Here is a 25,590-nt window from a genome sequence, read left to right as displayed (position 1 = left end):
TCAGCAAAAACACTCATGGCGCATCTGCCGGCTTTCTGCTTACGCCGGCGAAAGCCGCGTCGCCGCTCGCCGTTCGGGTACCGGCAACGCGCTCCGCATGCCCGCCAACCCGGCGAGTTCCGGCAAACACCGCCAACACACTGCCACACACCGGCGCACACCGGCGCACACCGGCAAAACACCGCCGCGCCTCGCTGGCGAGCGTAGTGCGCGCAGGCGACAGTTCCGTGACAGTCCGCGCTCACCGGAAGCTAGCCGCCATTGCCCCGCGCCTACCAGGTTTCGCGCATCACCATCAGGCGCATTTCAGTCATGTCCTCGATCGCGTAGCGCACGCCTTCGCGCCCCAGCCCGGAATCCTTCACGCCGCCGTACGGCATGTTGTCGACCCGGAACGACGGCACGTCGTTGATCACCACGCCGCCCACGTCGAGTTCGTCCCACGCGCGGTGTGCGTTCGCCAGCGAATCCGTGAAGATGCCGGCTTGCAGGCCGAAGTCGCTGTCGTTGACCGTGGCGAGCGCCGCGCCGAAGTCGTCGAAACGCTCGAGGATCGCCACCGGGCCGAACGCTTCCTTGCGATACAGGTCGCTATCGCGCTTCACATCCTCGAGCAGCGTGGCTTCGAACATCGCGCCCTCCACCTTGCCGCCGGCGACGATCTTCGCGCCCGCCTGCACCGCGCCGTCCATCCAGCCGGCGAGCCGTTTGGACTCGGATTCGGAGATCATCGGGCCCACGAAGGTCTTTTCGTCCTTCGGATCGCCCATGATCAGCGACTTCGTCTTCGCGATCAGCTTCTCGCGCAGCGCGTCGTACAGGCTGGCATGCACCAGAATCCGCTGCACGCCGATACAGCTCTGCCCCGACTGATAGAACGCGCCGAACGCCAGCCGGTCGACCACGTAGTCGAGCTTGCCGCCCTGATCGCCGTCGACGATCGCGGCCGCGTTGCCGCCCAGCTCCAGAATGACCTTCTTTTTACCGGCTTTCTTCTTCAACTCCCAGCCCACCGCCGGCGAGCCGGTGAACGAGAGCAGCTTGAAACGCTCGTCGGTGGTGAACAGATCCGCGCCGTCGCGATGCGCCGGCAGAATCGAAAACGCGCCCTTCGGCAGATCGGTTTCCGCCAGAATCTCGCCCATGATCAGCGCGCCGACCGGTGTGCGGCTCGCCGGCTTCAGCACGAACGGCACGCCCGCCGCGATCGCGGGCGCCACCTTGTGCGCGGTCAGGTTCAACGGGAAATTGAACGGCGAAATAAACGAACACGGCCCGATCGGCACACGCTTCACATAGCCGTGATAGCCCTTGGCGCGCGGCGAAATCTCCAGATTGATGATCTCGCCGTCGATCCGCACCGATTCCTCCGCGGCTACCTTGAACGTGTCGATCAGCCGTGTGACCTCGCCCCGCGAGTCGTTGATCGGCTTGCCGGCTTCAATGCACAGCGCGAGCGCCAGTTCGTCGTAACGCTCGCGAAAGCGCTTCACGCAATGTTCGAGCACCGCCTGGCGCTTGAACGGCGGAAAGACGCGCATGGCCGGCATCGCCGCCACCGCGTGGCCGATTGCCTGGTCGATCGCGGCGGCGTCGGCCATGGCCACACGGGTGGCCACTTCGCCGCTGAATTTGTCGGTGACTTCGAGATCGGTGTTGGCCGCCACTGCTTCGTTGGCGAGGTAGTACGGGTAAGTCTTGTTCAACATGACGCGCTCTCCTTGTTCCGATGCCTGACAGGGCTGACAGTGCTTACAGTTGCGCGCTCAACCGCTTGATTTCGCGGTTCAAGACGCGCTCATTGTCCGAATAGTCGATCGGCAGATCGATCACATGCACGCCCGGCGTGGTGAAGCATTCGCGCAGTAAGGGCGCGAACTCCGCCGCCGATTCGATCCGGTGCCCCTTCGCCCCATAACTCTCCGCGTAGGACACAAAATCCGGATTCGCCAGCGTCATGCCGTAGTCCGGGAAATTCATGTTTTCCTGCTTCCAGCGGATCATGCCGAACGCGTCGTCGCGCAAAATCAGGATCACCAGATCGAGCTTCAGGCGCACCGCCGTTTCCAGTTCCTGCGAATTCATCATGAAGCCGCCGTCGCCGCACACGGCCATGACCTTACGGTCCGGGTGCACGATCTTGGTGGCGATCGCCGAGGGCAAGCCCGCGCCCATCGAGGCCAGCGCGTTGTCGAGCAGCAGCGAATTCGGTTCGTGCGCGCGGTAATAGCGGGCGAACCAGATCTTGTACATGCCGTTGTCCAGACACACGATGCCGTCCACCGGCGTGGTCTCGTACACGTCGTTGACGATCCGCACCGGGTACATCGGGAAGCGGTCGTCGTGCTGGCCTTTGACAAGATGCGCCTCGAAGTGCTGCTTGATCTCCTTGAAGCGCGTGAAGTCCCAATGCTCCTGACGCTCCTTGAGACTTTCCTTCAGTTGCCACACCGCGTTGGCGATATCGCCGACCACCTCGATCTGCGGGAAGTACACCGTATCGACTTCCGCGCCGAGAAAATTGACGTGAATCACCGTCTTCTCGCCCGCTTCGCCGCTGCGCATGAAGAACGGCGGCTTCTCGATCACGTCGTGACCGACGTTGATGATGCAGTCGGCGTGATCGATCGCGCGGTGCACGAAGTCGCCGTCCGACAAGGTCGCATTGCCGAGCCACATGGGATGCGATTCGTCGATCACGCCCTTGCCCATCTGCGTCGTGAAGAACGGAATGCCGGTCTGGTCGACGAACTCGCGCAGCATCTTGGTGGTGGTTTTGCGATTTCCCCCCGCGCCGATCATCAGCAGTGGATGCTTCGCGCTCTTGATCGCCTCGACCGCGCGCGCCACCGCTTTTTCCTCGGCCACCGGACGGCGACTGAAGCTCTTCGGGATCGGCTTGCCGTCGCCCTCTTCATGCGCGACATCCTCGGGCAATTCGAGGTGCGTCGCGCCGGGCCGCTCTTCTTCGGCCTGCCGCACCGCTTCGCGCACCGCCGCCGGAATATTGCCGATCGAGACGATCTGCCGCGTGTACTTGGTGAGGGGCTCCATCATCCGCACCACGTCGACGATCTGGAAATGGCCCTGCTTGCTCGATTTGATCGGCTTCTGGCCGGTGACCATCAACATCGGCATGCCGCCGAGCTGCGCGTACGCCGCGGCGGTCACGAAGTTGGTCGCGCCCGGGCCGAGCGTGGCCAGACAGACGCCGAGGCGGCCGGTGAGGCGCCCGTAAGTGGCGGCCATGAAACCGGCCGCCTGTTCGTGACGCGTGAGGATCAGACGGATTTTCGAGCGGCGCAGCGATTCGAGCAGATCGAGATTTTCTTCACCGGGAATGCCGAACACGTACTCGACACCTTCGGCTTCCAGCGATTTGACGAACAGGTCCGATGCTTTCATGGAGGGTCTCGCTTGATGAAACGGACACGGGCCGTGAGCCCGGCCGTCAGGGTCCGGGAACGGACAAAACGGACAAAACGGACAATAACGACGATACGGACGATCGAAGACGACGGCAGCCGCGCGAACAACACGCGGCATGGCGGAACGGCGCGCTGCAATGCCACGCCGGACAGCTTACTACTCGAACGGAAAGGATGTGTGCGGGCGGGCAGTGCCGCGCGGCGAAAGACAGGTGACGCGGGGGAGGCAGACAAACCAGGCGGCGTTGACAGGCAAGGCCGCCGCATGGCGTTCAGCGATTGATGGTGACGCAGTCCGACAGCATGGGCGGTGCGTTCTCGCCGTCGGTCGCATCGTACAGGTCGGCGCGCGGTCCCTTGGTCCACCACGTATAGCTGCCGGCCTGGTATTTCGCGCCCGAGGCCGACAGTGTGTTGACGAACAGCAGTTGCTGGCCCTTCACCGGCACGAGCGCGAAACTCTGCCCGTTGGCCGTGTTCCAGTAAGTGACTTGCAGAATCTTGCCGGTAGCACAGGTGTATTTATGCGTCTGACGGTTTTTGGTCTGAATCTCGGCGAGGCGTAACGGTTCGGCGCACGCATTGCCATAGAGCGCCGTGAGACCGGCCGCGGTAGTGACTGCAACAAGCCATTTCTTCATAGGAAGCCTCGTTAGTTGCCGCTTGCCGCTTGCCGCAGGCGCGTGGCGCGGGGCCGATGCTGCGCACGACGCCGACACGCAGCGCGACCGCATGACGCGCCCCGACATCGCCTTCGCTTGCCACATCGCCGACGCCGTGCTTACGGATCGATCACATTCGCGCACGCGTCGGTCGGCGCGGCGGCGACGTGCCCGACCAGCGGCACGATCTTCAGCCCCGCCGACGCAACCCGGCACGGCGCGGCCGCGAGACCGCAACCTGTCAGACCGGCACTCAACGCGAGCAGCACGCTCAGTGCGCCCAACCGCCCGGCCATGCCACGCTGTTTTCCAGCACGGGAACCAGACTCGACACGTGCGTCGGACCCGGACTCAAACTCGACGTGACTGCGCGACTGCTTGCTACGGAATCCCTGCACCATGCCTACCTCTTCTTACACTTGCCTCAACGATTCGGGCCCGGCGCGCGACACCGCGCACAAGGCGGACTGTATGGCACATAGACACGCGTCGCCGTGCTTTCGTTCGCCCTGTTTCGCGTAGCCTTGTTCGACCTCACTTCGACTGGGTTGACACCGGCCGCACCGCCGCCGCGGCCTGCTTCGCGCGCGCACGGGCTTCGTCGAGATGCTCGCCGGTGGCGAGCGCCACGCCCATGCGACGCTTGATAAAACTTTCCGGCTTGCCGAACAGCCGCAGATCCGCATTGGGCACGGCCAACGCAGCCGCGACGCCTTCGAACGCGATGCCGGTTTCGTCCAGACCGCCGTAAATGACCGCCGACGCCCCCGGCGCCCGCAGCGACGTATCCACCGGCAAACCGAGAATGGCGCGCGCGTGCAATTCGAACTCCGAAAAGCGCTGCGAGCACAGCGTGACCAGCCCCGTGTCATGCGGACGCGGGCTGACTTCCGAGAACCACACCTCGTCGCCGCGCACGAACAGCTCGACGCCGAACAGGCCACGGCCGCCGAGCGCTGTTGTGACTTTCTCCGCGACTTCGCGCGAACGTTGGAGCGCGAGCGGGCTCATGGGCTGCGGCTGCCACGATTCGACGTAGTCGCCCGCCACCTGCACGTGGCCGATCGGGTCGCAGAAATACGTGCTGACCGCGCCGCTCGCCGGGTTAATGGCGCGCACCGTCAACTGCGTGATTTCGTACTCGAAGTCGATAAACCCTTCGACGATCACGCGGCCGTGATTCACGCGGCCGCCGGCCATGGCGTATTGCCACGCGGGTTCGACGTCGGCGTCGCTCTTCAGCACCGACTGGCCCTTGCCCGACGACGACATGACCGGCTTCACCACGCACGGATAGCCGACTTTGGCGATGCCGGCGCGCAGTTCGTCGAGCGAATCCGCGAACGCGTACGGCGAGGTCGGCAAGCCGAGTTCTTCCGCAGCCAGACGGCGGATGCCTTCGCGGTTCATGGTGAGCTGCGTGGCGCGCGCGGTCGGGATCACTTCGGCCAGACCGTCGGTTTCGATCGCGGCGAGCGCCTCGGTCGCGATCGCTTCGATCTCGGGGACGATCAGGTGCGGACGCTCCTGCTCGACCAGCGCGCGCAGCGCGGCGTGGTCGGTCATGTCGATCACGTGGGCGCGATGCGCGACCTGGTGGCCCGGCGCGTTCGGATAACGGTCGACGGCGATCACTTCGACGCCCAGCCGTTGCAGCGCGATGATCACTTCCTTGCCGAGTTCGCCGGCGCCGAGCAGCATGACGCGCGTGGCGGATTCAGAAAGGGGCGTGCCGATCCGTTGGCCGATCTGCATGGAGTCTCCAGATAAAAGTCGGATGAGGGTGGGATTGGATAGAACACGATGTTAACATGCTGGCCCCTCGCCGCGCCTTGCTCGCGGCGGCTGCATTTTGATCCGCGCGTGGGGCGCGCGGGCGCGCCGCGGACCGATCCGCCAACGGCCCGATTAAGCGCTTTGCACGCCGTTGCGCTCGCGTGCGGCGAGCTTAGTGCGTTACCCTTACGCCTTCGCCAGTTTGAAGAGGAACGACGCCATGCTCCAAAGCTCCTCCGCGCGACGTATTGCGCGCTTTACCTCACCTTTCATCTCGTATTTGGCTCCGCGATTTGCTTCGCGTTTTGTTCCTCATGCGCGCACGGTTTTCGCCGGGCTGGGAGTCGCCGCGCTGTTGAGCGCCTGCGCGATCCCGAAGCATCCCGATTCGGAAGCCGCGGCGCCCGATCCGTTCAATCCCGCCGCCACCCAATTGCTCGACGACACGAGCTGGGTATTGAGCGGCTGGAAGCAGGCCGACGGCACGGCGCGCGCGATTCCGTCCGCCGATCAGGGCGCGCCGATCACACTCTCGCTCTCCACCGACAAAGGTCAGCGGCACGCGAGCGGCTTTTCCGGTTGCAACCGCTACATGGGTTCGTATGGGCTGAAAGACGGCAAGCTGAGTTTCGGCACGCTGGGCGGCACGCGTATGGCGTGCATGACGCCGGGCGGCCAGATCGAAGGCGCGTATCTGAACGCGCTGACGCATATCGATCGTACCGGCGTACAGATGCGCGCTCCGCAGCAGATGCAACTGGTGCTCGATAACGGCGATACGCTGACGTTCGACCGCAGCGCTAAATGAACGGTGCGCGGCGCGCGGCAACGCACCGGTTTCCCTTCGACGCGAGTTCGCTTGCGTCTGCTTTCGGAGCCACTGGCTTCGCCGGTTTAAACTCGACGGATTGCGTTCTCGCGCGTCCGTCATTCGTTGATGTCTAGCATGCACACGGTAGTTTTCGGCTGGTTCGGCGGGTCGGCCGTCTGGTTCATTCCTCTTTTGTGGCGTCTCGTGAAGTCGGTGCTGCCGGGCGGCGCGGGTTTGCGCGGTCCGGGCACGATCCGGCTGTGGCTCGGCTTCGTCTGCGTGATGGTAGCGAGTTGCACGCTGGAGGCGTCGCTCATCGGCGTGCTCGGCGTGAACGGTTTCGGCCACGCGCTGGCCGCGGGCTTCGGCCATCTGCTCGGGCATATCGGCACGCCGCTGGCGGCACTGGCGCTGCTCGGCATCAGCCTGCCCTGGCTGATCGATTTCCGCTGGCGCGATGTCGCGGTGTGGGCCGATGGCGCGTTCGGGTTGGGTTTGTCGCGCGGGCTGGCTAAACGCGACGAAGAAGCGCGGCGGCATCGCAGCGTCGATGAGGGTTTGTCGTCGCATGTGTCGCCGACCACGAATACGATGGCGCCGAGGACGAATGGGCGCTATGCGCGGCCGACAGTGTGGCGGCCGCCGGCGCGTGGGCGTGGTGCGGATGTGGCGACGGGTACCGGTGCGGCGAGCGCTGCCACCGCCGCCAAGGAGGCGGCCCCGCGGAATGCCGGCGCGAGTTGGCGTGCCGGCGCGACGCCGCCGCGGGCCCGCGCGCCGCAGCCGGCGGAACCGGTGTTGCGTACGGGGGTTGCGACGCCGCCGCGGCAAGCGCAAATGCCTGCCCAAAAATCGACCGAGGATAAGGCCGCGTGGATGCCCGCCGAGCCGGTCGCGCCGGCGGGATGGTTGCGTGAGCAAAGGCCGGCTGCTGGCGCAGCAGGTCTGGCAGGTGTCCCAAGCGCTGCCGCCGCTCAAGCCGGTGCCGCAAAAGCGGCGCACGCCATGAGCGCGGCTGCGACGCGCACCGCGCCTCGCACGGCCGGCAACGCTTTTACAAACTCACCCGCGAACACGGCCGCGGGTTCCGTCAGGAACGCCGCAGTCCAGATGGGTCGTCCGTCGGCGGGCCAGAGCTCGGCGAATCCGGCGGGTCCGATCAATCGCGCCACCGTGCAGCGACAACCGTCGCCGGTTGCGCCGCGTGCCGACATCGCGATGTCGACGGCAAGCACCCGTCGCCCCGTCGGGTCCGGCTACACGCGACCCATGCCGACGACGCAAAAAGTCGCACCGCCCGCGAGCGTCGAGGAGACGCTGCGCAGCATCGCGGAAAACACCGCGCGCTGGACCGACATCGCCGGCGTGAGCCTCGCGCGTACCAACGGCGCGGACCATGCCAAGCTCGGCACGGGACCGTCAAATGCGGCAGTCTCGCCCGGAGTTGAGCATGCTCACCCGGCGCAATCCGCAGTCGAAATGGAGCAGACCGAAGCTGGGTCCGCGATACCGCTTGCAGAACGGCACGCGCACAGCGCGTTTGATGCGCCGCTCGACGCTGACGCTCGCGTTGACGTTGCCTCGCACGCCGACGTTGGCGGTCACGCCGAAACTGAAGCCCACGCCGACATTGGCGTTGACGTTGACACCCAAGCCAACACCAAAACCGACGCCGAAACCGTCGTGCAATGGCCGATCGAACCGCCGGTCATTCACACGCCGTTGACAGCCGCCCCGGCATTCGTGCCGGTCATGGCGCCTGCATCGGCAGCGGATACGTCCGTCACCGGATCGTCGGCGGCGCCGACATCGGTTGCCGACTCCTCACACGCGCCGGCAACGCCGCCGACGCCCGTGACTTCGTTCACTCCCACAGTTGCCGTCACGCCCGCGTCACACACTGTCGTTCCCGTCGCCACCCCCACGCCGTTCCAGATCTTTGCGGCCCGCTTGCAACAGAGCGAGACCTCGGACAACGAGTCTCCGTTAGACGTCGAGGAAGACGCGGAAGCCGAAGCAACGCCATCCCTCCTTCATACCGAAAACGTGACGGACGCGGACGTCGAAGACGCGCAACCGGTCGGCCAGGTGACGGAGCGTTCGCATGTAGCGACATCTGAAACGGCGACGCCAGTCAGTACGGCGACAACAACACACCCGACCAACCGCGAGCCGGTCGTTCAGCCGCAATCCACAACGCCTGCGCCGGTTGCCGAGGTCGTCATCCCGAAGCCGCTCGCGCCGTGGGAAACCCTCAACGATGCGGCCGCGCCATCGCACGCGGCGCCGTTGGCGAGCGAAGCGGCGCCGGCATCGAACGTAATCCGCTTGCCGTTCGCGACGCAAGTAGGGACGGCTGTGCCGTCAGCATTGCCGGTCGAATCCGCCGGCTCCGTCGGACCTGTTGAATCCATTGAGCCGATTGAGTCCACCGGCCCGATCGAGTCCGTCGAGTGCGCCGAGTCCGTCGAACCGACTGAACCCGCGGAAGCCTCCCCCGCTCCCCAGCGCCCGCCCCTACGCGGCCACAGCCCGGCCAACGGTTTCGAATTCCGCGCCCCCGCCGCATCGACGGTCGAACTTCCGACCCTCGACCTGCTCGCGCCCGCCGACATCGACATCGAACCCGTCTCCGAAGAAAAGCTGATCGAAACCGGTCTGCTGATCGAACAGCGTCTGCAAGAGTTCAAGGTGCCGGTCACCGTGGTCGGCGCGTCGGCCGGTCCGGTCATCACGCGCTTCGAAGTGGAACCGGCGCTCGGCGTGCGCGGCAGTCAGATCGTCGGCCTGATGAAGGATCTGTCGCGCGGCCTCGGCCTCACGTCGATCCGCGTGGTCGAGACGATTCCCGGCAAGACCTGCATGGGTCTCGAACTGCCGAACGCGAAACGGCAAACCATCCGTCTGTCCGAAATCCTCGAAGCGAGCGTCTATCAGAACTCGCATTCGCAACTGACGCTCGCCATGGGCAAGGACATCACCGGCCATCCGGTGGTCGCCGATCTGGCGAAGGCGCCGCACATGCTGGTGGCGGGCACCACGGGTTCGGGCAAGTCGGTCGCGATCAACGCGATGATCTGCTCGCTGCTCTACAAGGCGACGCCCGAGGAAGTGCGCCTCATCATGATCGACCCGAAAATGCTGGAACTGTCGGTCTACGAAGGCATTCCGCATCTGCTCGCGCCGGTCGTCACGGATATGAAGCTGGCGGCCAACGCGCTGAACTGGTGTGTCGGCGAAATGGAAAAACGCTACCGCCTGATGTCCGCGGTCGGCGTGCGTAACCTGCCCGGTTTCAACCAGAAAATCCGCGACACCGAAGCCAAGGGCAAGAAGCTGGGCAATCCGTTCTCGCTGACGCCGGAAGCGCCCGAGCCGCTCGCGCCGCTGCCGTTGATCGTGGTGGTGATCGACGAGTTGGCCGACCTGATGATGGTGGCCGGCAAGAAGATCGAGGAACTGATCGCGCGGCTCGCGCAGAAAGCGCGCGCGGCCGGCATCCACCTGATTCTGGCGACGCAGCGGCCGTCGGTCGACGTGATCACCGGCCTCATCAAGGCGAACATTCCGACGCGCGTGGCGTTCCAGGTGTCGTCCAAAATCGACTCGCGCACGATTCTCGACCAGATGGGCGCGGAATCGCTGCTCGGTCAGGGCGATATGCTATTCCTGCCGCCGGGCACCGGCTACCCGCAGCGCGTGCACGGCGCGTTCGTCGCCGACGAGGAAGTGCATCGGATCGTCGAGTATCTGAAGCAGTTCGGCGAGCCGCAATACGAGGAAGGCATTCTCGACGGTCCCGCCACCGACGGCGGCGCGGCTCAGGACCTGTTCGGCGAATCGCCGGACGCCGAAGCCGATCCGCTCTACGACGAAGCGGTCTCTTTCGTAGTGCGCACGCGGCGCGCGTCGATCTCGTCGGTGCAGCGGCAATTGCGCATCGGCTATAACCGCGCGGCACGCCTGGTCGAGCAGATGGAAACTGCTGGGCTGGTATCGGCCATGGGCATCAACGGCAGCCGTGAGGTGCTGGCGCCGGGGCCGGCGGAGTAACTAAAACTAAAACAAATGTCTTCGGCGAACGGCAGCCAAGGCAAAACGGGCCGCTCGATGTCGTCGAGCGGCCCGTTTTTCATTCAGCGCGTGTCGTCAACTCACACGCCGAACCGCACCATCACGACGGCGACACCAGCTTGAAGTCCACCGGCGAATCGATCTCGATCCGCTTCGGGTTCGCTTCGAGCAAACCACTCTGCTGATCGCGCTTGAACACGTACACCGTGCCGCTATTCTGATTGCCGACAATCAGCCAGTTGCCGGTCGGGTCGATCGCGAACTCACGCGGCGATTTGCCGAGGCTCGACTGATGGCCGATCTTCTTCAGGTGCCCGTTGGTCGGATCCACCGAGAAGATCACGATGTCGTTCGCGTCGCCGCGATTGGACGCGTACAGGAAGCGCCCATCCGGCGACAGATGGATCGCCGCCGCGCCCACGGCCCCCTTGAAGCCCGGATCGCTCAACGACAGGGTCTGCACCTGCGTGAGCTTGCCATCCTCGTAATTGAATGTGCTGACCGTGCCGGCCAGTTCGCTCGTCAGATACGCCTGCTTGCCGTTGGCGCCGAACACGAGATGCCGCGGACCGGTGCCCGCCTTCTCCTGCGTATAGCGCCAGTCGGTCGGGCCAAACAGACCGCGGCTGCCGTCCGGCGTGTAACGGTACGAGTACAGCTTGTCGGCGCCGAGATCCTGCGCGAACAGATAGTGACCGTCCGGCGAGAACACCGTGGAATGCACGTGCGAATTGTCCTGACGCCCCTTCACCGGTCCGCCGCCTTCGTGATGCACGGTCAGCACCGACGCGCCGACCTGGCCATCGTCCTGCAACGGGAACACCGCGAAGCTGCCGCCCGGATCAGCCGCCACCGAGTAGTTCGCCGTCAGCAGATATTTGCCGTCCGGCGACAGGCTCAGGTAGCACGGATCGTTGCCGTCCGACGAGACCTTGTTGAGGAAGCTCAGTTGCCCGCTCGCGGCGTCGAAGCGGAACGCGCTGATGCCGCCGCGCTGCGAAGCCGGGCCGTTGTCGCCGGGCAATTCGTTGACCGCGTAGACGAAGCGGCGGTCGCGGCTCACCACCAGATACGACGGGTTAACCGTCTGTGCGACGGAGACGCGCGTCGCCTCGCCCGTCTTCGTATCGAAGCGATAGACGTAGAGCCCCTGGCTCGTGCCGCCGGTGTAAGTACCGACCAGCATGTCGTAAACACCATCGGCCGGGACCGGGCCGGAATCTTGCGCAAACGCATGCGTTGCAACAATCGAGACCATGAGCGCGAAACCTTTTATTATCGAACGGGCGGAGCGCCACGGAGCAGGCCGCCCCGCGCGCCATGAAGTGGATCGAGCCGCCTCCGCGGCAGCGGCAGGCTGAAGAAAATCCGCGGCGGCACGCGGAGCGGCCTGATGACGACGAAGCATTGAGACCTCCTGGACATCGGTTATTCGGTGAATCGGTTGTAATGGTGTCTCTGGTCTGCCGCGCGAAGGGTCGAGCGTTGTTCTTGTCGGAGCAGTATAGAAGCGTTGTGTCGGATCATGCAGCGAATCCGGTCGACCGGCAGGCGGCTGCATGCGAAGCTGAATAGGTAAATAGTGTCCCGCCCGACGGGGCATTTTTTCAATCTTTTTTAATCGTTACTCACGCGTCTCACACTACGGAGTCTTCATGAACGTCACACTCAGCCTGGGCCCGCTCGTTTCGTTGATCGCCGGCATTCTGATTCTCGTCATGCCGCGCCTGTTGAACTACATCGTCGCGCTCTATCTGATCATCATCGGCATCATCGGGATCTTCGGCATGGGGTCGACGCATTTTTGAAGCGGGCAACGAGCGCAACCCATGAACGCACGACAACGCACGACCGGCGTTTGAAACCGGTCGTGCGTGGGTTCAGGATGTTCAGTTCGACACGCGGCCCGCAGTCAGGCCGGTAGTCGGACCGGCAGTCAGCCGTTCGAAAGCTGCTCGAGACGCAAACGCCCCTGCAACGACAATCCGCCGACGGCATAATGGCCGTCACCGTGTTGATAGCGGCGGAAGCAGGCCCGTTCGACCAGAAAGGCCATGGCCGTCAACATGCCGTTGCGGCTTAGGCCCAACCGGCCATGATCGAGAGGCAACATCGAATCGTCGGCCACTTTGCTCGCGGCCGAGAGTATGGTGATGCAATCGGTTTTCGACGGGTTCAGCATCGTTCGGATCCTCGGAAGCGGCGTCTCTATGCGCCATGGGCAAGGCCGATCACGATCCGGAGCATTCCGGGCATCGGCTCGAAATCCGATTGTAGGCAGGGATTTGACAATTTACCAACCCGCGTTTCGCGGTATTGCCCGATGAACCAAAGCGCATTACGCGAGTCCGGTAAACACCACGACCTCGCGCGCGGCGGTGCCCGCCGTGCGTCACTCTGACACGTACTCCATGCCCGCACTCATCGAAGACTATGCGCTTATCGGCGACGGCCATACGGCCGCGCTCGTCTCCCGCGACGGTTCCGTCGACTGGCTCTGCTGGCCGCGTTTCGACTCCGGCGCCTGCTTCGCCGCCCTGCTCGGCACGCCCGACAACGGCCGCTGGCTGATCGCGCCGGTCACGGACGCCACGCCCACCGTCACACGCCGGTATCGCGGCGAAACCCTGATTCTCGAAACCTATATCGAAACGCCCGAGGGCGCCGTCACGCTGATCGATTTCATGCCGCCGGGCAATGGCTGGTCGGAGATGGTGCGGATCGTCGTCGGCAAACGCGGTAGCGTTCGCATGAAGATGGAACTGGTGCTGCGCTTCGACTACGGCTTTTCGGTGCCGTGGGTCGACCGTCTGAAGCACGACAACGGCATCAAGGCGATCGTCGGGCCGGATACCGCCGTGCTACGCACGCCCGTCGAATTGCGTGGCGAGAATATGAAAACCGTCGCCGAATTCACGGTGAACGAAGGCGAACGCGTGCCGTTTTCGCTTGCGTACGCGCCCTCGCATCTGCGCATTCCGCCTGCGCGCGATCCGCATACGTCGCTCGCGCGCACCGAGAATCATTGGCTCGAATGGTCGGCGCGCGGCACGGTCGAAGGACGCTGGGCCGAGCCGATCCGCCGCTCGCTGATTACGCTGAAAGCGCTCGCCTACGAGCCGACCGGCGGCATCGTCGCCGCGCCCACCACGTCGCTGCCGGAACAGCTCGGCGGCACGCGCAACTGGGACTACCGCTACTGCTGGCTACGCGACGCCACCATCACGCTGCTCGCCATGATGCGCGGCGGCTACTACGACGAAGCGCGCGCATGGCGCAGCTGGCTCGGCCGCGTGATGGCCGGCGCGCCGGATCAATTGCAGATCATGTACGGCATTGCCGGCGAGCGGCGTTTGCCCGAGTTCGAGATCGACTGGCTGCCGGGCTATCAGGACGCAAAGCCGGTACGGATCGGCAACAACGCGGTCGGCCAGCGTCAGCTCGACGTGTATGGCGAAGTGATGAACGCGCTGCATCTGGCGCGGGTTGGCGGTCTGCAGGCGGACGACACCGCGTGGAACGTGCAGCGCGCGCTGCTGAACCACCTCGACACGATCTGGCAGGAACCCGACGAAGGCATCTGGGAAACGCGCGGCGGCCGCCAGCACTTCACGTTCTCGAAGGTGATGGCGTGGGTCGCTTTCGACCGTGCGATCCGCTCGGCGGAAATGTTCCACCTCGACGGCCCGCTCGACGCCTGGCGCGCGACCCGCGCCACGATTCACGCGCAGGTCTGCGACCAGGCGTGGAACCCGACACTGAACGCGTTCTCGCAGTCGTACGGCAGCGATCAACTCGACGCCAGCGTGTTGCTGATGCCGATGGTCGGCTTCCTGCCGCCTGACGATCCGCGCGTCAAAGGCACGGTCGCGGCGATCGAGAAAGATCTGATGCATGACGGCTTCGTGATGCGCTACCGCAGCACCGAATTCGACGACGGCTTGCCACCCGGCGAAGGCACGTTTCTCGCGTGCTCGTTCTGGATGGTGGACAACCTGGCGCTGCAAGGCCGCCTCGACGAAGCGATCGCCATGTACGAGCGGCTGCTCGCGCTCGCCAACGACGTCGGTTTGCTCGCGGAAGAATACGACCCGGTGACAAAGCGTCTCGTCGGCAATTTCCCGCAGGCGTTTTCGCATGTGGCGCTGGTACATACCGGCCTGAACCTGATGAAGCACGAACAGCAGATGGCACAGGCCACCGGGCAGCCGCCGCATAACGGCACCGGACAGCCGGAACTTGAGGCTGAGGCAAGCCCCGATAGCGGCGGAGCAGCATCGCCAGTAGCATGATTTAATGACAGTTTGCGTGCAGGCAGTACGCGAATTGCTGCATTGCACAAGTAGGCGTTGTTCGATATGATCGGACAGACTGTTGGCCGAAAATCAATGCGCCCACAACCAATTTGGCCCGCCACGACGCCTCACGCGTGTTTGCGAAGCCCCATGCGAACCGCTTAAAACGGAGCACCCATGCTCTACCAACTGCACGAATTCCAGCGGGCAATGCTGAGCCCGCTCACCGCCTGGGCCCAGGCCGCTTCCAAATCATTCGCGAACCCCGCCAGCCCGCTAGCTTACGTGCCCGGCGCCACGCGCCTCTCGGCCGGTTACGAACTGCTCTACCGGCTCGGCAAAGATTACGAAAAACCCGAGTTCAATCTGCATCAGATTGTCAAAGATGGTCATAACATTCCGATCATCGAACAAGCGATCATCGAGAAGCCGTTTTGCCGCCTGATGCGCTTCAAGCGTTTCGCGGACGACAGCGACGCTGTTACCCAATTGAAAGATGAGCCGGTCGTGCTGGTGTGCGCGCCGCTGTCGGGCCACCACGCCACCTTGCTGCGCGACACCGTGCGCACGTTGTTGCAGGATCACAAGGTCTACCTGACCGACTGGATCGATGCGCGCATGGTGCCGCTCGAAGCCGGCGAGTTCCGTCTGGACGACTACGTCGCTTACATTCAGGAATTCATCCGCCACATCGGCGCGAAGAATCTGCACGTCATTTCGGTATGCCAGCCCACGGTGCCGGTGCTCGCCGCCATTTCGCTGATGGCGAGCCGAGGCGAAGACACGCCGCGCACCATGACGATGATGGGTGGCCCGATCGACGCACGCAAGAGCCCGACCTCGGTCAACTCGCTCGCCACGCAGCATTCGTATGGATGGTTCGAGAACAACGTGATCTTCACGGTGCCGCCGAATTATCCGGGCGTGGGCCGTAAGGTTTACCCGGGTTTTCTGCAGCACACTGGTTTTGTCGCGATGAATCCGGAACGTCACGCGGCTTCGCACTGGGACTTCTACCAGAGCCTGCTGCGCGGCGACGAAGACGACGCCGAAGCGCATCGCCGTTTCTACGACGAGTACAACGCCGTACTCGACATGGACGCGGACTACTATCTCGACACGATTCGCGTGGTGTTCCAGGAATTCAATCTGGCCGAAGGGACATGGGACGTGTCCGGTGAACGTGTGCGTCCGCAGGACATCACGAAGACCGCGCTGTTCACGATCGAAGGCGAGCTCGACGACATTTCCGGCGACGGCCAGACCTATGCCGCACACGATCTGTGCACCGGCATTCCGGAGCAGGACAAACGTCACTTCACCGCGGAAAAGTGCGGACACTACGGCATTTTCTCGGGACGCCGTTGGCGCACCATCATCTATCCGCAGTTGCGCGACTTTATCCTCGCGCACAATAAGGCGCCGAAGGTAGCGAAAGAAAAAGTCGAAGCCTGACTCACTAACGCCAAACGCGCGTAGTCACTCACAACGGCCTCTTCGGAGGCCGTTGTTGTTTCTCGAGCCAAACAATGGTGATGCGAGCACGACGCTTAGGAATACCGCGCGAATGCCGCGGCATTCCACTCAACACTTAATGCCCTATTCGCGGCTACTTGCGCAACAGATACGCGAGCAGCAACTCGGTGTTCATCTGAATCACTTCGCTGCGTTCGGCCGCGCTGCTGAAATCGCGGCCGAGTGTCGCCTCGAGCGTGAAGCGGTTCGACACGATGTAATAGCCCATGCCGGACAGCGTCACATAGAAGCGCAACGGATCGACGTTGGTGCGAAACAGTCCCGCGCGCTGACCCCGTTCGAGAATGCCGCCGAGCGTGGCAACGATCGGCGAGATCATTTCGCGGATGCGCGTCGACTTCTGCATGTAGCGTGCTTCATGCAGATTTTCGTTGTTGATGAGACGCAGCAGTTCGGGATGGTCGCGGTAGTAATCCCAAACAAAATGCGCGAGCCGCGTGACCGCCTCGACCGGCGCAATACCGGCCAGTTCGAGCGTGCGCTCCGCTTCGTTGAGCGCGCTGAACGCGTGCTCGAGTACGGCAGTAAAAAGCTGCTCCTTGCTACCGAAGTAGTAATAGAGCATGCGTTCATTCGTCTCCGCGCGGCGAGCGATCTGATCGACGCGCGCGCCGAATAGCCCACCATTTGCAAACTCTTCGGCCGCCGCAAGCAGAATGCGGCGCCGCGTGCCTTCAGGATCTCTTTTGATTTTCGGCTGATTCATGGTGGCATCATCTTCGTGAGCCGCGTTATCCGGATCGCGCCGCCGGTCTCTCCTCGGACCTTGCACCGACAGCGTTGAACGGGCGCGCCATGGTTGGGGGACACCCTTCTGCGGTCTTTCGAAAAAGCGCTTCGATTATGGCACATGGATTGCGGATGGCAATTGGGGAAATCGGCGATAATGTGCTATTTAGTTCAAGCTGTGCGGCCGCAAGCCAAGCCCCAACGTCGTGACCGTGACAGACAATAAAACACTCGCAGATCGCATCGAAGATCTGCTCCCCCAGACGCAATGCACGAAGTGCGGTTATCCCGCATGCCGGCCGTATGCCGAAGCCGTCGCGAGCGGTGAAGCCCTCTATAACCAGTGCCCGCCGGGCGGCGCCGAAGGCGTCGCGCGTCTCGCCGCGTTGCTCGGAAAACCGGCCATTCCGCTCAATTCCGCCAATGGGGTGGAAAGGCCCCGGCCGTTGGCGGTTATCGACGAACAGGTTTGCATCGGCTGTACGTTGTGCATGCAGGCGTGTCCGGTGGACGCGATAGTTGGCGCACCGAAACAGATGCACACGGTGATCGCCGAACGCTGCACCGGCTGCGATCTCTGCGTGCCGCCCTGCCCGGTCGACTGCATCGCGCTGCTGCCGGTCACCGGCGCGGCAACCGGTTGGGACGCGTGGAACCAGAGCCTGGCCGACGCGGCACGCGAGCATCACAACCGGCGCGAAGCCCGTCTTGCACGCGAACGCGAAGCTGCCGAAGCGCGTGCTGCAGCGCGGCGAGCCGGTAGCGTCGCCACCGCCGCAATCGCCCAAACCATTGAACCCGGCGCCGCGGTTGCACCTGCGGCGCTCGCCGTGGAAGACGCCGATGCGAAGAAACGCGCCATCATTCAGGCCGCGCTCGAACGGGCCCGCAAGAAGAAAGAAGAGTTGGCCGCCAAGGGCCAGGGACCGCTGAACACCGAGCAGGTCAGCGCGGACGTGCAAGCGCAGATCGACGCCGCCGAAGCACGCCGCCACCGTCTCGGACTCGCCGCGGGCAATGCCGGCCAGAGCGGCGACCCATCGGCCAGCGACACCCCCGCCGACGGCCCCGTCAACACCGGCCCGTCCTCCAACCCGCGCTAACCGCACCCGCACGCTCACTCAGCATGAACGCGAACAAACGCCGCGCCATCTACGAAACGCTTCAGAGTCTCAACCCGCATCCAACAACCGAGCTCGAATACACCTCACCGTTCGAACTGCTGATCGCCGTGCTGCTGTCCGCGCAAGCGACCGACGTGTCGGTCAACAAGGCGATGCGCAAGATGTTTCCGGTCGCGAACACGCCGCAGCAAGTGTTCGATCTCGGCGAGGAAGGCGTGGTCGGGTATATCAAGACCATCGGCCTGTACCGCACCAAGGCAAAAAACGTCATCGCGACCTGCCGGATTCTGCTCGACCAGTACGGCGGCGAAGTGCCCGAAGATCGGGAAGCGCTCGAAAGCCTGCCGGGCGTCGGCCGCAAGACCGCCAACGTCATTCTGAACACGGCGTTCGGGCATCCGACCATCGCCGTGGACACGCATATCTTTCGGGTTGCCAATCGAACCGGTCTGGCGCCCGGCAAAGACGTCCGCACGGTCGAAGCGGCGCTGGAGAAATTCACGCCCGCCGAGTTCAAGCAGGACGCGCACCACTGGCTGATCCTGCACGGCCGTTATGTGTGCAAAGCGCGCAAGCCCGAATGCTGGCATTGCGTGATCGAACCGCTCTGCGAGTTCCGGCCCAAGACGCCGCCGCCGGACCTGTGAGCGCACGCGCAGCGCGGCACGCGGCCCCGGCGTAAAATATCGACCTTCACGGGCGCCGCGCCGCCCCACATAACGCCCCACCCACAGCACCGGTCCCACGATGTTCAATCCCAGCCGCGATGAAGTCCGCCTCTTTTTCACCGACACCTGGCGCAAACAGCGTCAAGGCGAAATCCTGACGCCGCTGGAGGCGATCGCCGCCGACTGGATCGTCGAGCATCCCGAGTACCACGCCGACCTTACCGACGGCGACGCCGCGCAGGCCCAGGACTACTCGCCCGAGCGCGGCCAGACCAATCCGTTCCTGCATCTGTCGATGCATCTGGCCATCACCGAGCAGTTGTCGATCGACCAGCCGCCCGGCATTCGCGCGGCGCACGAGCGACTCGCCGCACGTCTCGGTTCCACTCACGAGGCGCAACACGCGATCATGGACTGCCTCGGCGAGACCATCTGGGAAGCGCAGCGCACCGGCACGCCACCGGACACGGACGCGTATCTGCAGCGTATCGAGCGGCGCGCCACCCGCGACTGACGCACTGGGCTGAACTGAAGCCCCAAAAGCAAACACCCCGCCGAAGCGGGGTGTTTGCTTTTCAATCCGGCAGCCGTGCGGCAACCAGCCGGACGCGCTTACTTCTTCTGCACCAGATCGCCGTTCAGCGATTCGACGTAAGCGGCGATGTCTTTCATATCGCCTTGCGACAGGCTCTGCACCTGCGCCTGCATGATCGCGTTGTTGCGACCGAGGTGCGGGTTGCCGTTGCCCATCTGGTATTGGCGCAGCGCCCAGTAGATGTAATCGGCGTGCTGACCGGCAAGCTTCGGATATTCCGGGCTCACCGGCTTATTCAGGTTGACGCCGTGGCAAGCCGCGCAGTTGTGGGCGTCGGCCAGCACCTTGCCGTTGCCGGCGTCGGCGGCGTGCGCGACGTTCGCGGCAACCAGACCGATTACTGCCGCCGACGCGCATGCAGCCTTGAACACCGTGTGGAGTGCCTGTTGTGGCTTATTCATGAATTCTCCTATCCCGCGAATTGATTAACCGGGTGACTGGGCGGACAACCGCGGCCGATCACTTGTCGGGATTGCTTTTCGAAGAGGAATTTTGCGCTGCGTAGTAAGCGGCGATGTCGGCGATGTCCTGATCGGACAGAGACGTGGTGATCGCATGCATGGTTTCGAAGTGGCGGTCGCCCTTCTTGTAACCGTGCATGGCGTTTTCGAGGTACTGCTGATTCTGGCCGCCTAGCATGGGCACGCGGTACACCTCAGGGTACGCCGTGCGGTATTCGGGAATGCCGTGGCAGCCGATACACATTGCGACCTTGCCTTGACCCGCCTTGGCATTGCCGACGACATCCGCTGCCTGCACACTGGCCGCATAGCCCGCGAGCACCGACAGCGCTGCGATCACGACGTGTTTGCCGACGAATTTATTCATAGCATGTAACCTGGCATGAGGGGAACGGGCGCCCAAAAAGGCAACGGCCCGCGCCGTTCTTCTTATAGGGTAGCCACGCAGGCCAAAAAAATCGGGCTAATTGTACCGCGACGCCGCGCGAAACGTCCACCGAGCGGGGTGGGCAGCCCCGGCCGCCCCGACGAACCCACCCGCTGGGCATACCCGGGCGAGCATTCTGGCCACTCGACCATGCCTTACAGGCGCTGGCCTGACCGTGCTGCATCGCGGGTCACACCTTACGCGAGGCCGTTTCAGGCCAACAGGCCTTCTGACTTATACTGGGTTTTTTCCCAAAAAAGAGCATCTCGCCATGCGTTTCGAAGGCTCATCGCAGTACGTCGCCACCGACGACCTCAAGCTCGCGGTCAACGCCGCGATGACGCTGAAGCGCCCGCTGCTCATCAAGGGCGAACCCGGCACCGGCAAGACCATGCTCGCGGAAGAAGTCGCCGCCGCGCTCGGCATGCCGTTGCTGCAGTGGCATATCAAGTCCACCACCAAGGCCCAGCAAGGGCTCTACGAGTACGACGCGGTGTCGCGCCTGCGCGATTCGCAACTCGGCGACGAACGCGTCAAGGACATCCGCAATTACATCGTCAAGGGCGTGCTGTGGCAGGCGTTCGAAGCGGATGAGCAAACCGTGCTGCTGATCGACGAGATCGATAAAGCCGACATCGAATTTCCGAACGACCTGCTGCGCGAACTCGACCGCATGGAGTTCTACGTGTATGAAACGCACGAGCTGATCCGCGCGAAACATCGCCCGCTCGTGATTATCACGTCGAACAACGAGAAGGAATTGCCCGACGCTTTCCTGCGTCGCTGCTTTTTCCACTACATCAAGTTTCCCGATCCGGTCACGATGCAGCAGATCGTCGAGGTGCACTACCCCGGCATCAAGAAAGAACTGCTCGCCGCGGCCATGCAGAGCTTTTTCGAACTGCGCAACGTCGCCGGCCTGAAGAAGAAACCGTCCACCTCGGAACTGCTCGACTGGCTCAAGCTGCTGCTCGCCGAAGACATTCCCCCCGAAGCGCTGCGCTCGACCGACCAGAAACAGATCATCCCGCCGCTGCACGGCGCGCTGCTGAAAAACGAACAGGACGTGAGCCTGTTCGAACGGTTGATCTTCATGAACCGCAACAACCGTTGATGTCCGTCTGACGCGCGACCGAGCCGGCGCCGCGCAGGCGCCGATGCAACGCCACCCGCCACCGATGAGCCCGTCACACCGACCACCCGCCGCCGAGGACCCAGCATGCTGATCGACTTCTTCTACTCGCTGCGCGCCGCCAAGCTGCCGGTGTCGGTAAAGGAATATCTGACGCTGCTCGAGGCGCTCAAGGCCAACGTGATCGCGCCGTCGCTCGACGAGTTCTACTACCTCTCGCGCATCACGCTGGTGAAGGACGAGCAGTATTTCGACAAGTTCGACCAGGCGTTCGGCGCCTATTTCAACGGCGTCGCGAAAGCGTCGGAACTGGCCTTCGACGTCCCGCTCGACTGGTTGAAAAAGAAGCTGCAACGCGATCTGTCGCCAGAGGAAAAAGCCCAGATCGAAGCCATGGGCGGCCTCGACAAGCTGATGGAACGTCTCAAGGAACTGTTCGACGAACAGAAAGAGCGCCACGAAGGCGGCAGCAAGTGGATCGGCACCGGCGGCACCTCGCCGTTCGGCAACGGCGGCTATAACCCGGAAGGCGTGCGTATTGGCGGCGACGCGGCGGGCAATCGCACCGCGGTGAAAGTGTGGGAGTCGCGCGCCTATCGCGACTACGACGACCAGGTCGAAATCGGCACGCGCAACATCAAGGTCGCACTGCGCCGTCTGCGCCGCTTCGCGCGCGAAGGCGCCGCCGAAGAACTCGACTTGCCCGACACGATCCGCAGCACCGCCGCGAACGCCGGCTGGCTCGACCTGAAGATGGTCCCGGAGCGACACAACAAGGTGAAAGTGCTGATGCTGCTCGACGTGGGCGGCTCGATGGACGATCACATCAAGCGCGTCGAGGAACTGTTCTCCGCCGCCAAGGCCGAGTTCAAGCACCTCGAGTTCTATTACTTCCACAACTGTGTGTACGATTTCCTGTGGAAGAACAACCGCCGCCGTCACGCCGAACGCATGCCAACGTGGGACGTGCTGCACAAGTTCACGCCCGACTACAAGCTGATCTTCGTCGGCGACGCGACCATGAGCCCGTACGAAGTGCTGCAGCCGGGCGGCTCGGTCGAATACAACAATCCCGAGGCCGGCGCGGTCTGGCTGCGCCGTCTGGCGGACCACTTCCCGCATCACGCGTGGCTCAATCCCGAACCGGAAGGGCTGTGGGCATACCGGCAGTCGGTCAGCGCGATTCGCGAAGTGCTCGGCCACCGTATGTACCCGCTCACGCTCGCCGGGCTGGAGACCGCCATGCGCACACTGAGCAAATAAATCCGTTCGTGTTTCAGTTCGTGTTTTATCTTCAACTATAAGAAAGCTGCCGCATGCGTCCGTCTTCCTCCCCCGATTTGTCCCCTGCCGCCACGCCGCCGGGACGCTCCAACCCGTTTGCCGACACCTCGCTGTCCACGATCGTCGCTGGGTTCGTCGCGATGATGACCGGCTATACCAGCTCGCTCGTGCTGATGTTCCAGGCGGGTCAGGCCGCGCACCTGAGCGATGCGCAGATTTCGTCGTGGATCTGGGCGCTGTCGATCGGCATGGCCGTCTGCACGATCGGCCTGTCGCTGCGCTTTCGCGCGCCGATCGTGATCGCCTGGTCGACGCCCGGCGCGGCGCTGCTGGTGTCGTCGCTGCCGCATGTGGCGTATCCCGAGGCGATCGGTGCGTTTATCGTCTGCGCGGTGCTGCTGACGGTGGTCGGTTTGACCGGCTGGTTCGACACGCTGATGAAAAAAATCCCGGCCGGCATCGCCTCGGCTTTGCTGGCGGGGATTCTGTTCGAGATCGGCATCGAGATTTTCCGCGCCGCGCAATTTCAGACCGCGCTCGTGCTGACCATGTTCTTCACCTATCTGCTCGTCAAACGGCTGGCCCCGCGCTATGCGATCGTGACGACGCTGATCGTCGGCACGGCCGCGGCCGGTGGGCTCGGTCTGCTCGATTTCAGCCGCTTTCACGTGGCGCTCGCGCACCCGGTATTCACGATGCCGGCGTTTTCGCTGGCCGCCAGCGTCAGTATCGGCATTCCGCTGTTCGTCGTCGCGATGGCGTCGCAGAACGTGCCGGGCATCGCCGTGCTGCGCGCGGACGGCTACACCACGCCGTCGGCGCCGCTGATCTCGACGACCGGCCTCGCCTCGCTGCTGCTCGCACCGTTCGGCTCGCACGGCATCAATCTTGCGGCGATCACGGCGGCGATCTGCACCGGCCCCGAAGCGCACGAAAACCGCGACAAGCGTTACACCGCGGCGGTCTGGTGCGGCATTTTCTATCTGATCGCGGGCGTGTTCGGCGCGACCATCGCCGCGCTGTTCGCGGCGCTGCCGAAGGCGCTGGTGGTGTCCGTCGCGGCGCTGGCGCTGTTCGGCTCGATCATGAGCGGTCTCGCCAATGCCATGCAGGACGTCAAACAGCGCGAAGCGGCGCTGGTGACGTTCATGGTGACGGCCTCCGGGCTCACCTTGCTGTCGATCGGCTCGGCGTTCTGGGGGCTGGTGGCGGGCGTGGTGACGCAGGTGGTGTTGAACGCGCGGCGTGGCTGAGCGACCGCATCGGGCGCCCTCGCCCGAAATCCGGGTGAACGGATCGCCCTGGGCAAGTGTCAACCCTGCATCAGGCGATCCGCCATAGAATAGAAGCATCCGGCAGCGCTTTCCGTCAAAATGCCCCGGCAACATGACGGGCAGCGCTGCAGCGTGACCCGCGGCCGCCGGCACTGGCGAATCCGATCAGTGCGGCGGCGATCTCATTTCTCCTGAACCACGGCGCGTACGCGCCCTGAAGGCCCGAACATGACAACCGCACTCGACCAACTCAAGCAATACACCACCGTCGTCGCCGATACCGGCGACTTCCAGCAGCTTGCCCAGTACAAGCCGCAGGACGCGACCACCAATCCGTCGCTGATTCTGAAGGCCGTCCAGAAAGACGACTACAAGCCGCTGCTCGAAAAGACCGTGAAGGCGCACGCGTCGAAGCCGGTGGGCGCCATCATCGACCAGTTGCTGATCGCGTTCGGTACCGAAATCCTCAAGATCATTCCGGGCCGTGTGTCGACCGAAGTCGACGCGCGTCTGTCGTTCGACACCGAGGCGTCGATCGCCAAGGGCCGCGAGTTGATCGCGCTTTACAAGGACCACGGCATCGGCCGCGAACGCGTGCTGATCAAGCTCGCGTCCACGTGGGAAGGTATCCGCGCCGCCGAAGTGCTGCAGAAGGAAGGCATCCACTGCAACATGACGCTGCTGTTCTCGCTCGCGCAGGCCGCGGCGTGCGCCGAAGCGGGTGCGCAACTCATTTCGCCGTTCGTCGGCCGGATTTACGACTGGTACAAGAAAAACGCCGGCAGCGCGTGGGACGAAGCGAAAGACGGCGGCGCCAACGATCCGGGCGTCAAGTCGGTGCGCCGCATCTACGCGTACTACAAGAAGTTCGGCTACAAGACCGAGGTGATGGGCGCGAGCTTCCGCACGCCGGGGCAGGTGCTGGAACTGGCCGGCTGCGATCTGCTGACCATTAGCCCGGATCTGCTGCAAAAGCTGCAGGAAAGTACGGACAAGGTTGAACGCAAGCTGTCGCCGGACCTCTCGCAGGGTGCGGATATCGAACGCGTGCCGGTCGACGAATCGTCGTTCCGCTTCCTCGTCAACGACGAAGCCATGGCGACCGAAAAGCTCGCCGAAGGCATTCGCGCGTTCGCCGCGGACGCGGTCAAGCTGGAAAAGCTGATCGAAGCGCTGCGTTGATGGCGGCAGGCTTTGCGGGCCTTTGCGGCGGCGGAATAAGCCGCCGCGCCTGACGCGAAAGTCATTCGGCAAACGGCCCCGGACCTGACGGTCCGGGGCCGTTTGCCGTTTACCGACCCGCCCGACCCTACG

At 63.8% G+C, this 25,590-nt stretch carries 22 protein-coding genes; 12 read left to right on the top strand and 10 right to left on the bottom strand.

Annotated features, from left to right (window positions below; translation table 11 throughout):
- Window positions 1-272: 272 nt before the first annotated feature.
- From B0G83_RS12260 to purT, 5 genes are all read right to left on the bottom strand, one after another.
- Window positions 273-1,709, bottom strand: a complete 1,437-nt coding sequence (locus tag B0G83_RS12260) for an aldehyde dehydrogenase family protein (protein WP_105507660.1) — start codon at window positions 1,707-1,709, stop codon at window positions 273-275.
- A 43-nt stretch (window positions 1,710-1,752) separates the two neighbouring features.
- Complete coding sequence (locus tag B0G83_RS12255; RefSeq protein ID WP_105507659.1) at window positions 1,753-3,405, bottom strand: acetolactate synthase large subunit; 1,653 nt, start codon at window positions 3,403-3,405, stop codon at window positions 1,753-1,755.
- 295 nt (window positions 3,406-3,700) lie between these two features.
- Window positions 3,701-4,069 carry an MliC family protein gene (locus B0G83_RS12250; protein ID WP_105507715.1) on the bottom strand — a complete coding sequence of 123 codons (369 nt, stop codon included), beginning with the start codon at window positions 4,067-4,069 and terminating at the stop codon, window positions 3,701-3,703.
- Between the two features lie 140 nt (window positions 4,070-4,209).
- Window positions 4,210-4,386: a DUF6726 family protein gene (locus tag B0G83_RS38580; protein ID WP_181156822.1), complete on the bottom strand. Its 177-nt coding sequence runs from the start codon at window positions 4,384-4,386 to the stop codon at window positions 4,210-4,212.
- 238 nt (window positions 4,387-4,624) lie between these two features.
- A complete protein-coding gene (purT, locus tag B0G83_RS12245; RefSeq protein WP_105507658.1) occupies window positions 4,625-5,845 on the bottom strand; it encodes a formate-dependent phosphoribosylglycinamide formyltransferase in 1,221 nt (406 codons plus the stop codon).
- 241 nt (window positions 5,846-6,086) lie between these two features.
- Between purT and B0G83_RS12240 the strand changes: the two genes are divergently transcribed.
- Both B0G83_RS12240 and B0G83_RS12235 read left to right on the top strand, forming a co-directional pair.
- Window positions 6,087-6,674 (top strand): META domain-containing protein, encoded by a 588-nt coding sequence (locus B0G83_RS12240; protein WP_181156821.1) that lies wholly within the window; start codon window positions 6,087-6,089, stop codon window positions 6,672-6,674.
- Window positions 6,675-6,812: 138 nt separating this feature from the next.
- Complete coding sequence (locus B0G83_RS12235) at window positions 6,813-10,730, top strand: DNA translocase FtsK (protein WP_105507656.1); 3,918 nt, start codon at window positions 6,813-6,815, stop codon at window positions 10,728-10,730.
- A 121-nt stretch (window positions 10,731-10,851) separates the two neighbouring features.
- Here the strand turns inward: B0G83_RS12235 and B0G83_RS12230 are convergent, their stop codons facing one another.
- Window positions 10,852-12,159: a lactonase family protein gene (locus B0G83_RS12230; protein WP_105507655.1), complete on the bottom strand. Its 1,308-nt coding sequence runs from the start codon at window positions 12,157-12,159 to the stop codon at window positions 10,852-10,854.
- Between the two features lie 247 nt (window positions 12,160-12,406).
- Here B0G83_RS12230 and B0G83_RS12225 point away from each other — a divergent pair, with 247 nt between their 5' ends.
- Window positions 12,407-12,559 (top strand): DUF3096 domain-containing protein, encoded by a 153-nt coding sequence (locus B0G83_RS12225; protein ID WP_081935917.1) that lies wholly within the window; start codon window positions 12,407-12,409, stop codon window positions 12,557-12,559.
- Window positions 12,560-12,687: 128 nt separating this feature from the next.
- On the opposite strand, the gene B0G83_RS12220 is transcribed toward B0G83_RS12225, so the two are convergent.
- Complete coding sequence (locus tag B0G83_RS12220) at window positions 12,688-12,933, bottom strand: hypothetical protein (RefSeq protein WP_105507654.1); 246 nt, start codon at window positions 12,931-12,933, stop codon at window positions 12,688-12,690.
- Between the two features lie 229 nt (window positions 12,934-13,162).
- On the opposite strand from B0G83_RS12220, the gene B0G83_RS12215 reads away from it, so the two are divergent.
- Both B0G83_RS12215 and B0G83_RS12210 read left to right on the top strand, forming a co-directional pair.
- Window positions 13,163-15,043: a glycoside hydrolase family 15 protein gene (locus tag B0G83_RS12215; protein WP_105507653.1), complete on the top strand. Its 1,881-nt coding sequence runs from the start codon at window positions 13,163-13,165 to the stop codon at window positions 15,041-15,043.
- A gap of 180 nt (window positions 15,044-15,223) precedes the next feature.
- A complete protein-coding gene (locus B0G83_RS12210; RefSeq protein WP_105507652.1) occupies window positions 15,224-16,501 on the top strand; it encodes a polyhydroxyalkanoate depolymerase in 1,278 nt (425 codons plus the stop codon).
- A gap of 154 nt (window positions 16,502-16,655) precedes the next feature.
- Here the strand turns inward: B0G83_RS12210 and B0G83_RS12205 are convergent, their stop codons facing one another.
- Window positions 16,656-17,288 (bottom strand): TetR/AcrR family transcriptional regulator, encoded by a 633-nt coding sequence (locus B0G83_RS12205; protein ID WP_105507651.1) that lies wholly within the window; start codon window positions 17,286-17,288, stop codon window positions 16,656-16,658.
- 235 nt (window positions 17,289-17,523) lie between these two features.
- Between B0G83_RS12205 and rsxB the strand changes: the two genes are divergently transcribed.
- The 3 genes from rsxB to B0G83_RS12190 all read left to right on the top strand — a co-directional run bounded on the left by rsxB (window position 17,524) and on the right by B0G83_RS12190 (window position 19,617).
- A complete protein-coding gene (gene rsxB / locus B0G83_RS12200; RefSeq protein WP_105507714.1) occupies window positions 17,524-18,414 on the top strand; it encodes an electron transport complex subunit RsxB in 891 nt (296 codons plus the stop codon).
- 23 nt (window positions 18,415-18,437) lie between these two features.
- Window positions 18,438-19,082, top strand: coding sequence for an endonuclease III (gene nth / locus B0G83_RS12195; RefSeq protein ID WP_105507650.1), 645 nt, complete (start codon window positions 18,438-18,440; stop codon window positions 19,080-19,082).
- A 100-nt stretch (window positions 19,083-19,182) separates the two neighbouring features.
- Window positions 19,183-19,617: a DUF1841 family protein gene (locus tag B0G83_RS12190; RefSeq protein WP_035551992.1), complete on the top strand. Its 435-nt coding sequence runs from the start codon at window positions 19,183-19,185 to the stop codon at window positions 19,615-19,617.
- A 98-nt stretch (window positions 19,618-19,715) separates the two neighbouring features.
- Here the strand turns inward: B0G83_RS12190 and B0G83_RS12185 are convergent, their stop codons facing one another.
- Window positions 19,716-20,099 (bottom strand): c-type cytochrome, encoded by a 384-nt coding sequence (locus tag B0G83_RS12185; RefSeq protein WP_105507649.1) that lies wholly within the window; start codon window positions 20,097-20,099, stop codon window positions 19,716-19,718.
- Window positions 20,100-20,157: 58 nt separating this feature from the next.
- Window positions 20,158-20,526: a c-type cytochrome gene (locus B0G83_RS12180; RefSeq protein ID WP_035551998.1), complete on the bottom strand. Its 369-nt coding sequence runs from the start codon at window positions 20,524-20,526 to the stop codon at window positions 20,158-20,160.
- A gap of 331 nt (window positions 20,527-20,857) precedes the next feature.
- On the opposite strand from B0G83_RS12180, the gene B0G83_RS12175 reads away from it, so the two are divergent.
- The 4 genes from B0G83_RS12175 (at window position 20,858) to tal (ending at window position 25,458) form a co-directional block, all read left to right on the top strand.
- Entirely contained in the window at window positions 20,858-21,700 is an 843-nt protein-coding gene (locus B0G83_RS12175) for a MoxR family ATPase (RefSeq protein ID WP_105507648.1), read from the top strand.
- 105 nt (window positions 21,701-21,805) lie between these two features.
- Complete coding sequence (locus B0G83_RS12170; RefSeq protein WP_105507647.1) at window positions 21,806-22,981, top strand: VWA domain-containing protein; 1,176 nt, start codon at window positions 21,806-21,808, stop codon at window positions 22,979-22,981.
- Between the two features lie 53 nt (window positions 22,982-23,034).
- The gene (locus B0G83_RS12165; RefSeq protein WP_105507646.1) at window positions 23,035-24,255 is read left to right on the top strand and encodes a benzoate/H(+) symporter BenE family transporter; all 1,221 of its coding nucleotides are present in this window, start codon (window positions 23,035-23,037) and stop codon (window positions 24,253-24,255) included.
- A 249-nt stretch (window positions 24,256-24,504) separates the two neighbouring features.
- Window positions 24,505-25,458 (top strand): transaldolase, encoded by a 954-nt coding sequence (tal, locus tag B0G83_RS12160; protein ID WP_105507645.1) that lies wholly within the window; start codon window positions 24,505-24,507, stop codon window positions 25,456-25,458.
- The last annotated feature ends 132 nt before the right edge of the window (window positions 25,459-25,590 follow it).

The sequence above is a fragment of the Paraburkholderia sp. BL21I4N1 genome, assembly GCF_002973525.1.
In the GTDB taxonomy this organism is placed as follows: domain Bacteria; phylum Pseudomonadota; class Gammaproteobacteria; order Burkholderiales; family Burkholderiaceae; genus Paraburkholderia.
The sequence above is the reverse complement of the archived record's forward strand: the minus strand, read 5'-3'. Positions and strand labels throughout refer to the sequence as shown.

Bases quoted from the DNA above. Each gene is read 5' to 3' on its own strand.
- purT (WP_105507658.1), bottom strand. From the start codon at position 5,845: ATGCAGATCGGCCAACGGATCGGCACGCCCCTTTCTGAATCCGCCACG.
- B0G83_RS12250 (WP_105507715.1), bottom strand. From the start codon at position 4,069: ATGAAGAAATGGCTTGTTGCAGTCACTACCGCGGCCGGTCTCACGGCG.
- B0G83_RS12205 (WP_105507651.1), bottom strand. From the start codon at position 17,288: ATGAATCAGCCGAAAATCAAAAGAGATCCTGAAGGCACGCGGCGCCGC.
- B0G83_RS12260 (WP_105507660.1), bottom strand. From the start codon at position 1,709: ATGTTGAACAAGACTTACCCGTACTACCTCGCCAACGAAGCAGTGGCG.
- B0G83_RS12235 (WP_105507656.1), top strand. From the start codon at position 6,813: ATGCACACGGTAGTTTTCGGCTGGTTCGGCGGGTCGGCCGTCTGGTTC.
- B0G83_RS12215 (WP_105507653.1), top strand. From the start codon at position 13,163: ATGCCCGCACTCATCGAAGACTATGCGCTTATCGGCGACGGCCATACG.
- B0G83_RS38580 (WP_181156822.1), bottom strand. From the start codon at position 4,386: ATGGCCGGGCGGTTGGGCGCACTGAGCGTGCTGCTCGCGTTGAGTGCC.
- B0G83_RS12255 (WP_105507659.1), bottom strand. From the start codon at position 3,405: ATGAAAGCATCGGACCTGTTCGTCAAATCGCTGGAAGCCGAAGGTGTC.
- B0G83_RS12175 (WP_105507648.1), top strand. From the start codon at position 20,858: ATGCGTTTCGAAGGCTCATCGCAGTACGTCGCCACCGACGACCTCAAG.
- B0G83_RS12190 (WP_035551992.1), top strand. From the start codon at position 19,183: ATGTTCAATCCCAGCCGCGATGAAGTCCGCCTCTTTTTCACCGACACC.
- B0G83_RS12165 (WP_105507646.1), top strand. From the start codon at position 23,035: ATGCGTCCGTCTTCCTCCCCCGATTTGTCCCCTGCCGCCACGCCGCCG.
- B0G83_RS12220 (WP_105507654.1), bottom strand. From the start codon at position 12,933: ATGCTGAACCCGTCGAAAACCGATTGCATCACCATACTCTCGGCCGCG.
- B0G83_RS12225 (WP_081935917.1), top strand. From the start codon at position 12,407: ATGAACGTCACACTCAGCCTGGGCCCGCTCGTTTCGTTGATCGCCGGC.
- B0G83_RS12185 (WP_105507649.1), bottom strand. From the start codon at position 20,099: ATGAATAAGCCACAACAGGCACTCCACACGGTGTTCAAGGCTGCATGC.
- B0G83_RS12240 (WP_181156821.1), top strand. From the start codon at position 6,087: ATGCTCCAAAGCTCCTCCGCGCGACGTATTGCGCGCTTTACCTCACCT.
- B0G83_RS12210 (WP_105507652.1), top strand. From the start codon at position 15,224: ATGCTCTACCAACTGCACGAATTCCAGCGGGCAATGCTGAGCCCGCTC.
- B0G83_RS12170 (WP_105507647.1), top strand. From the start codon at position 21,806: ATGCTGATCGACTTCTTCTACTCGCTGCGCGCCGCCAAGCTGCCGGTG.
- B0G83_RS12180 (WP_035551998.1), bottom strand. From the start codon at position 20,526: ATGAATAAATTCGTCGGCAAACACGTCGTGATCGCAGCGCTGTCGGTG.
- nth (WP_105507650.1), top strand. From the start codon at position 18,438: ATGAACGCGAACAAACGCCGCGCCATCTACGAAACGCTTCAGAGTCTC.
- B0G83_RS12230 (WP_105507655.1), bottom strand. From the start codon at position 12,159: ATGCTTCGTCGTCATCAGGCCGCTCCGCGTGCCGCCGCGGATTTTCTT.
- tal (WP_105507645.1), top strand. From the start codon at position 24,505: ATGACAACCGCACTCGACCAACTCAAGCAATACACCACCGTCGTCGCC.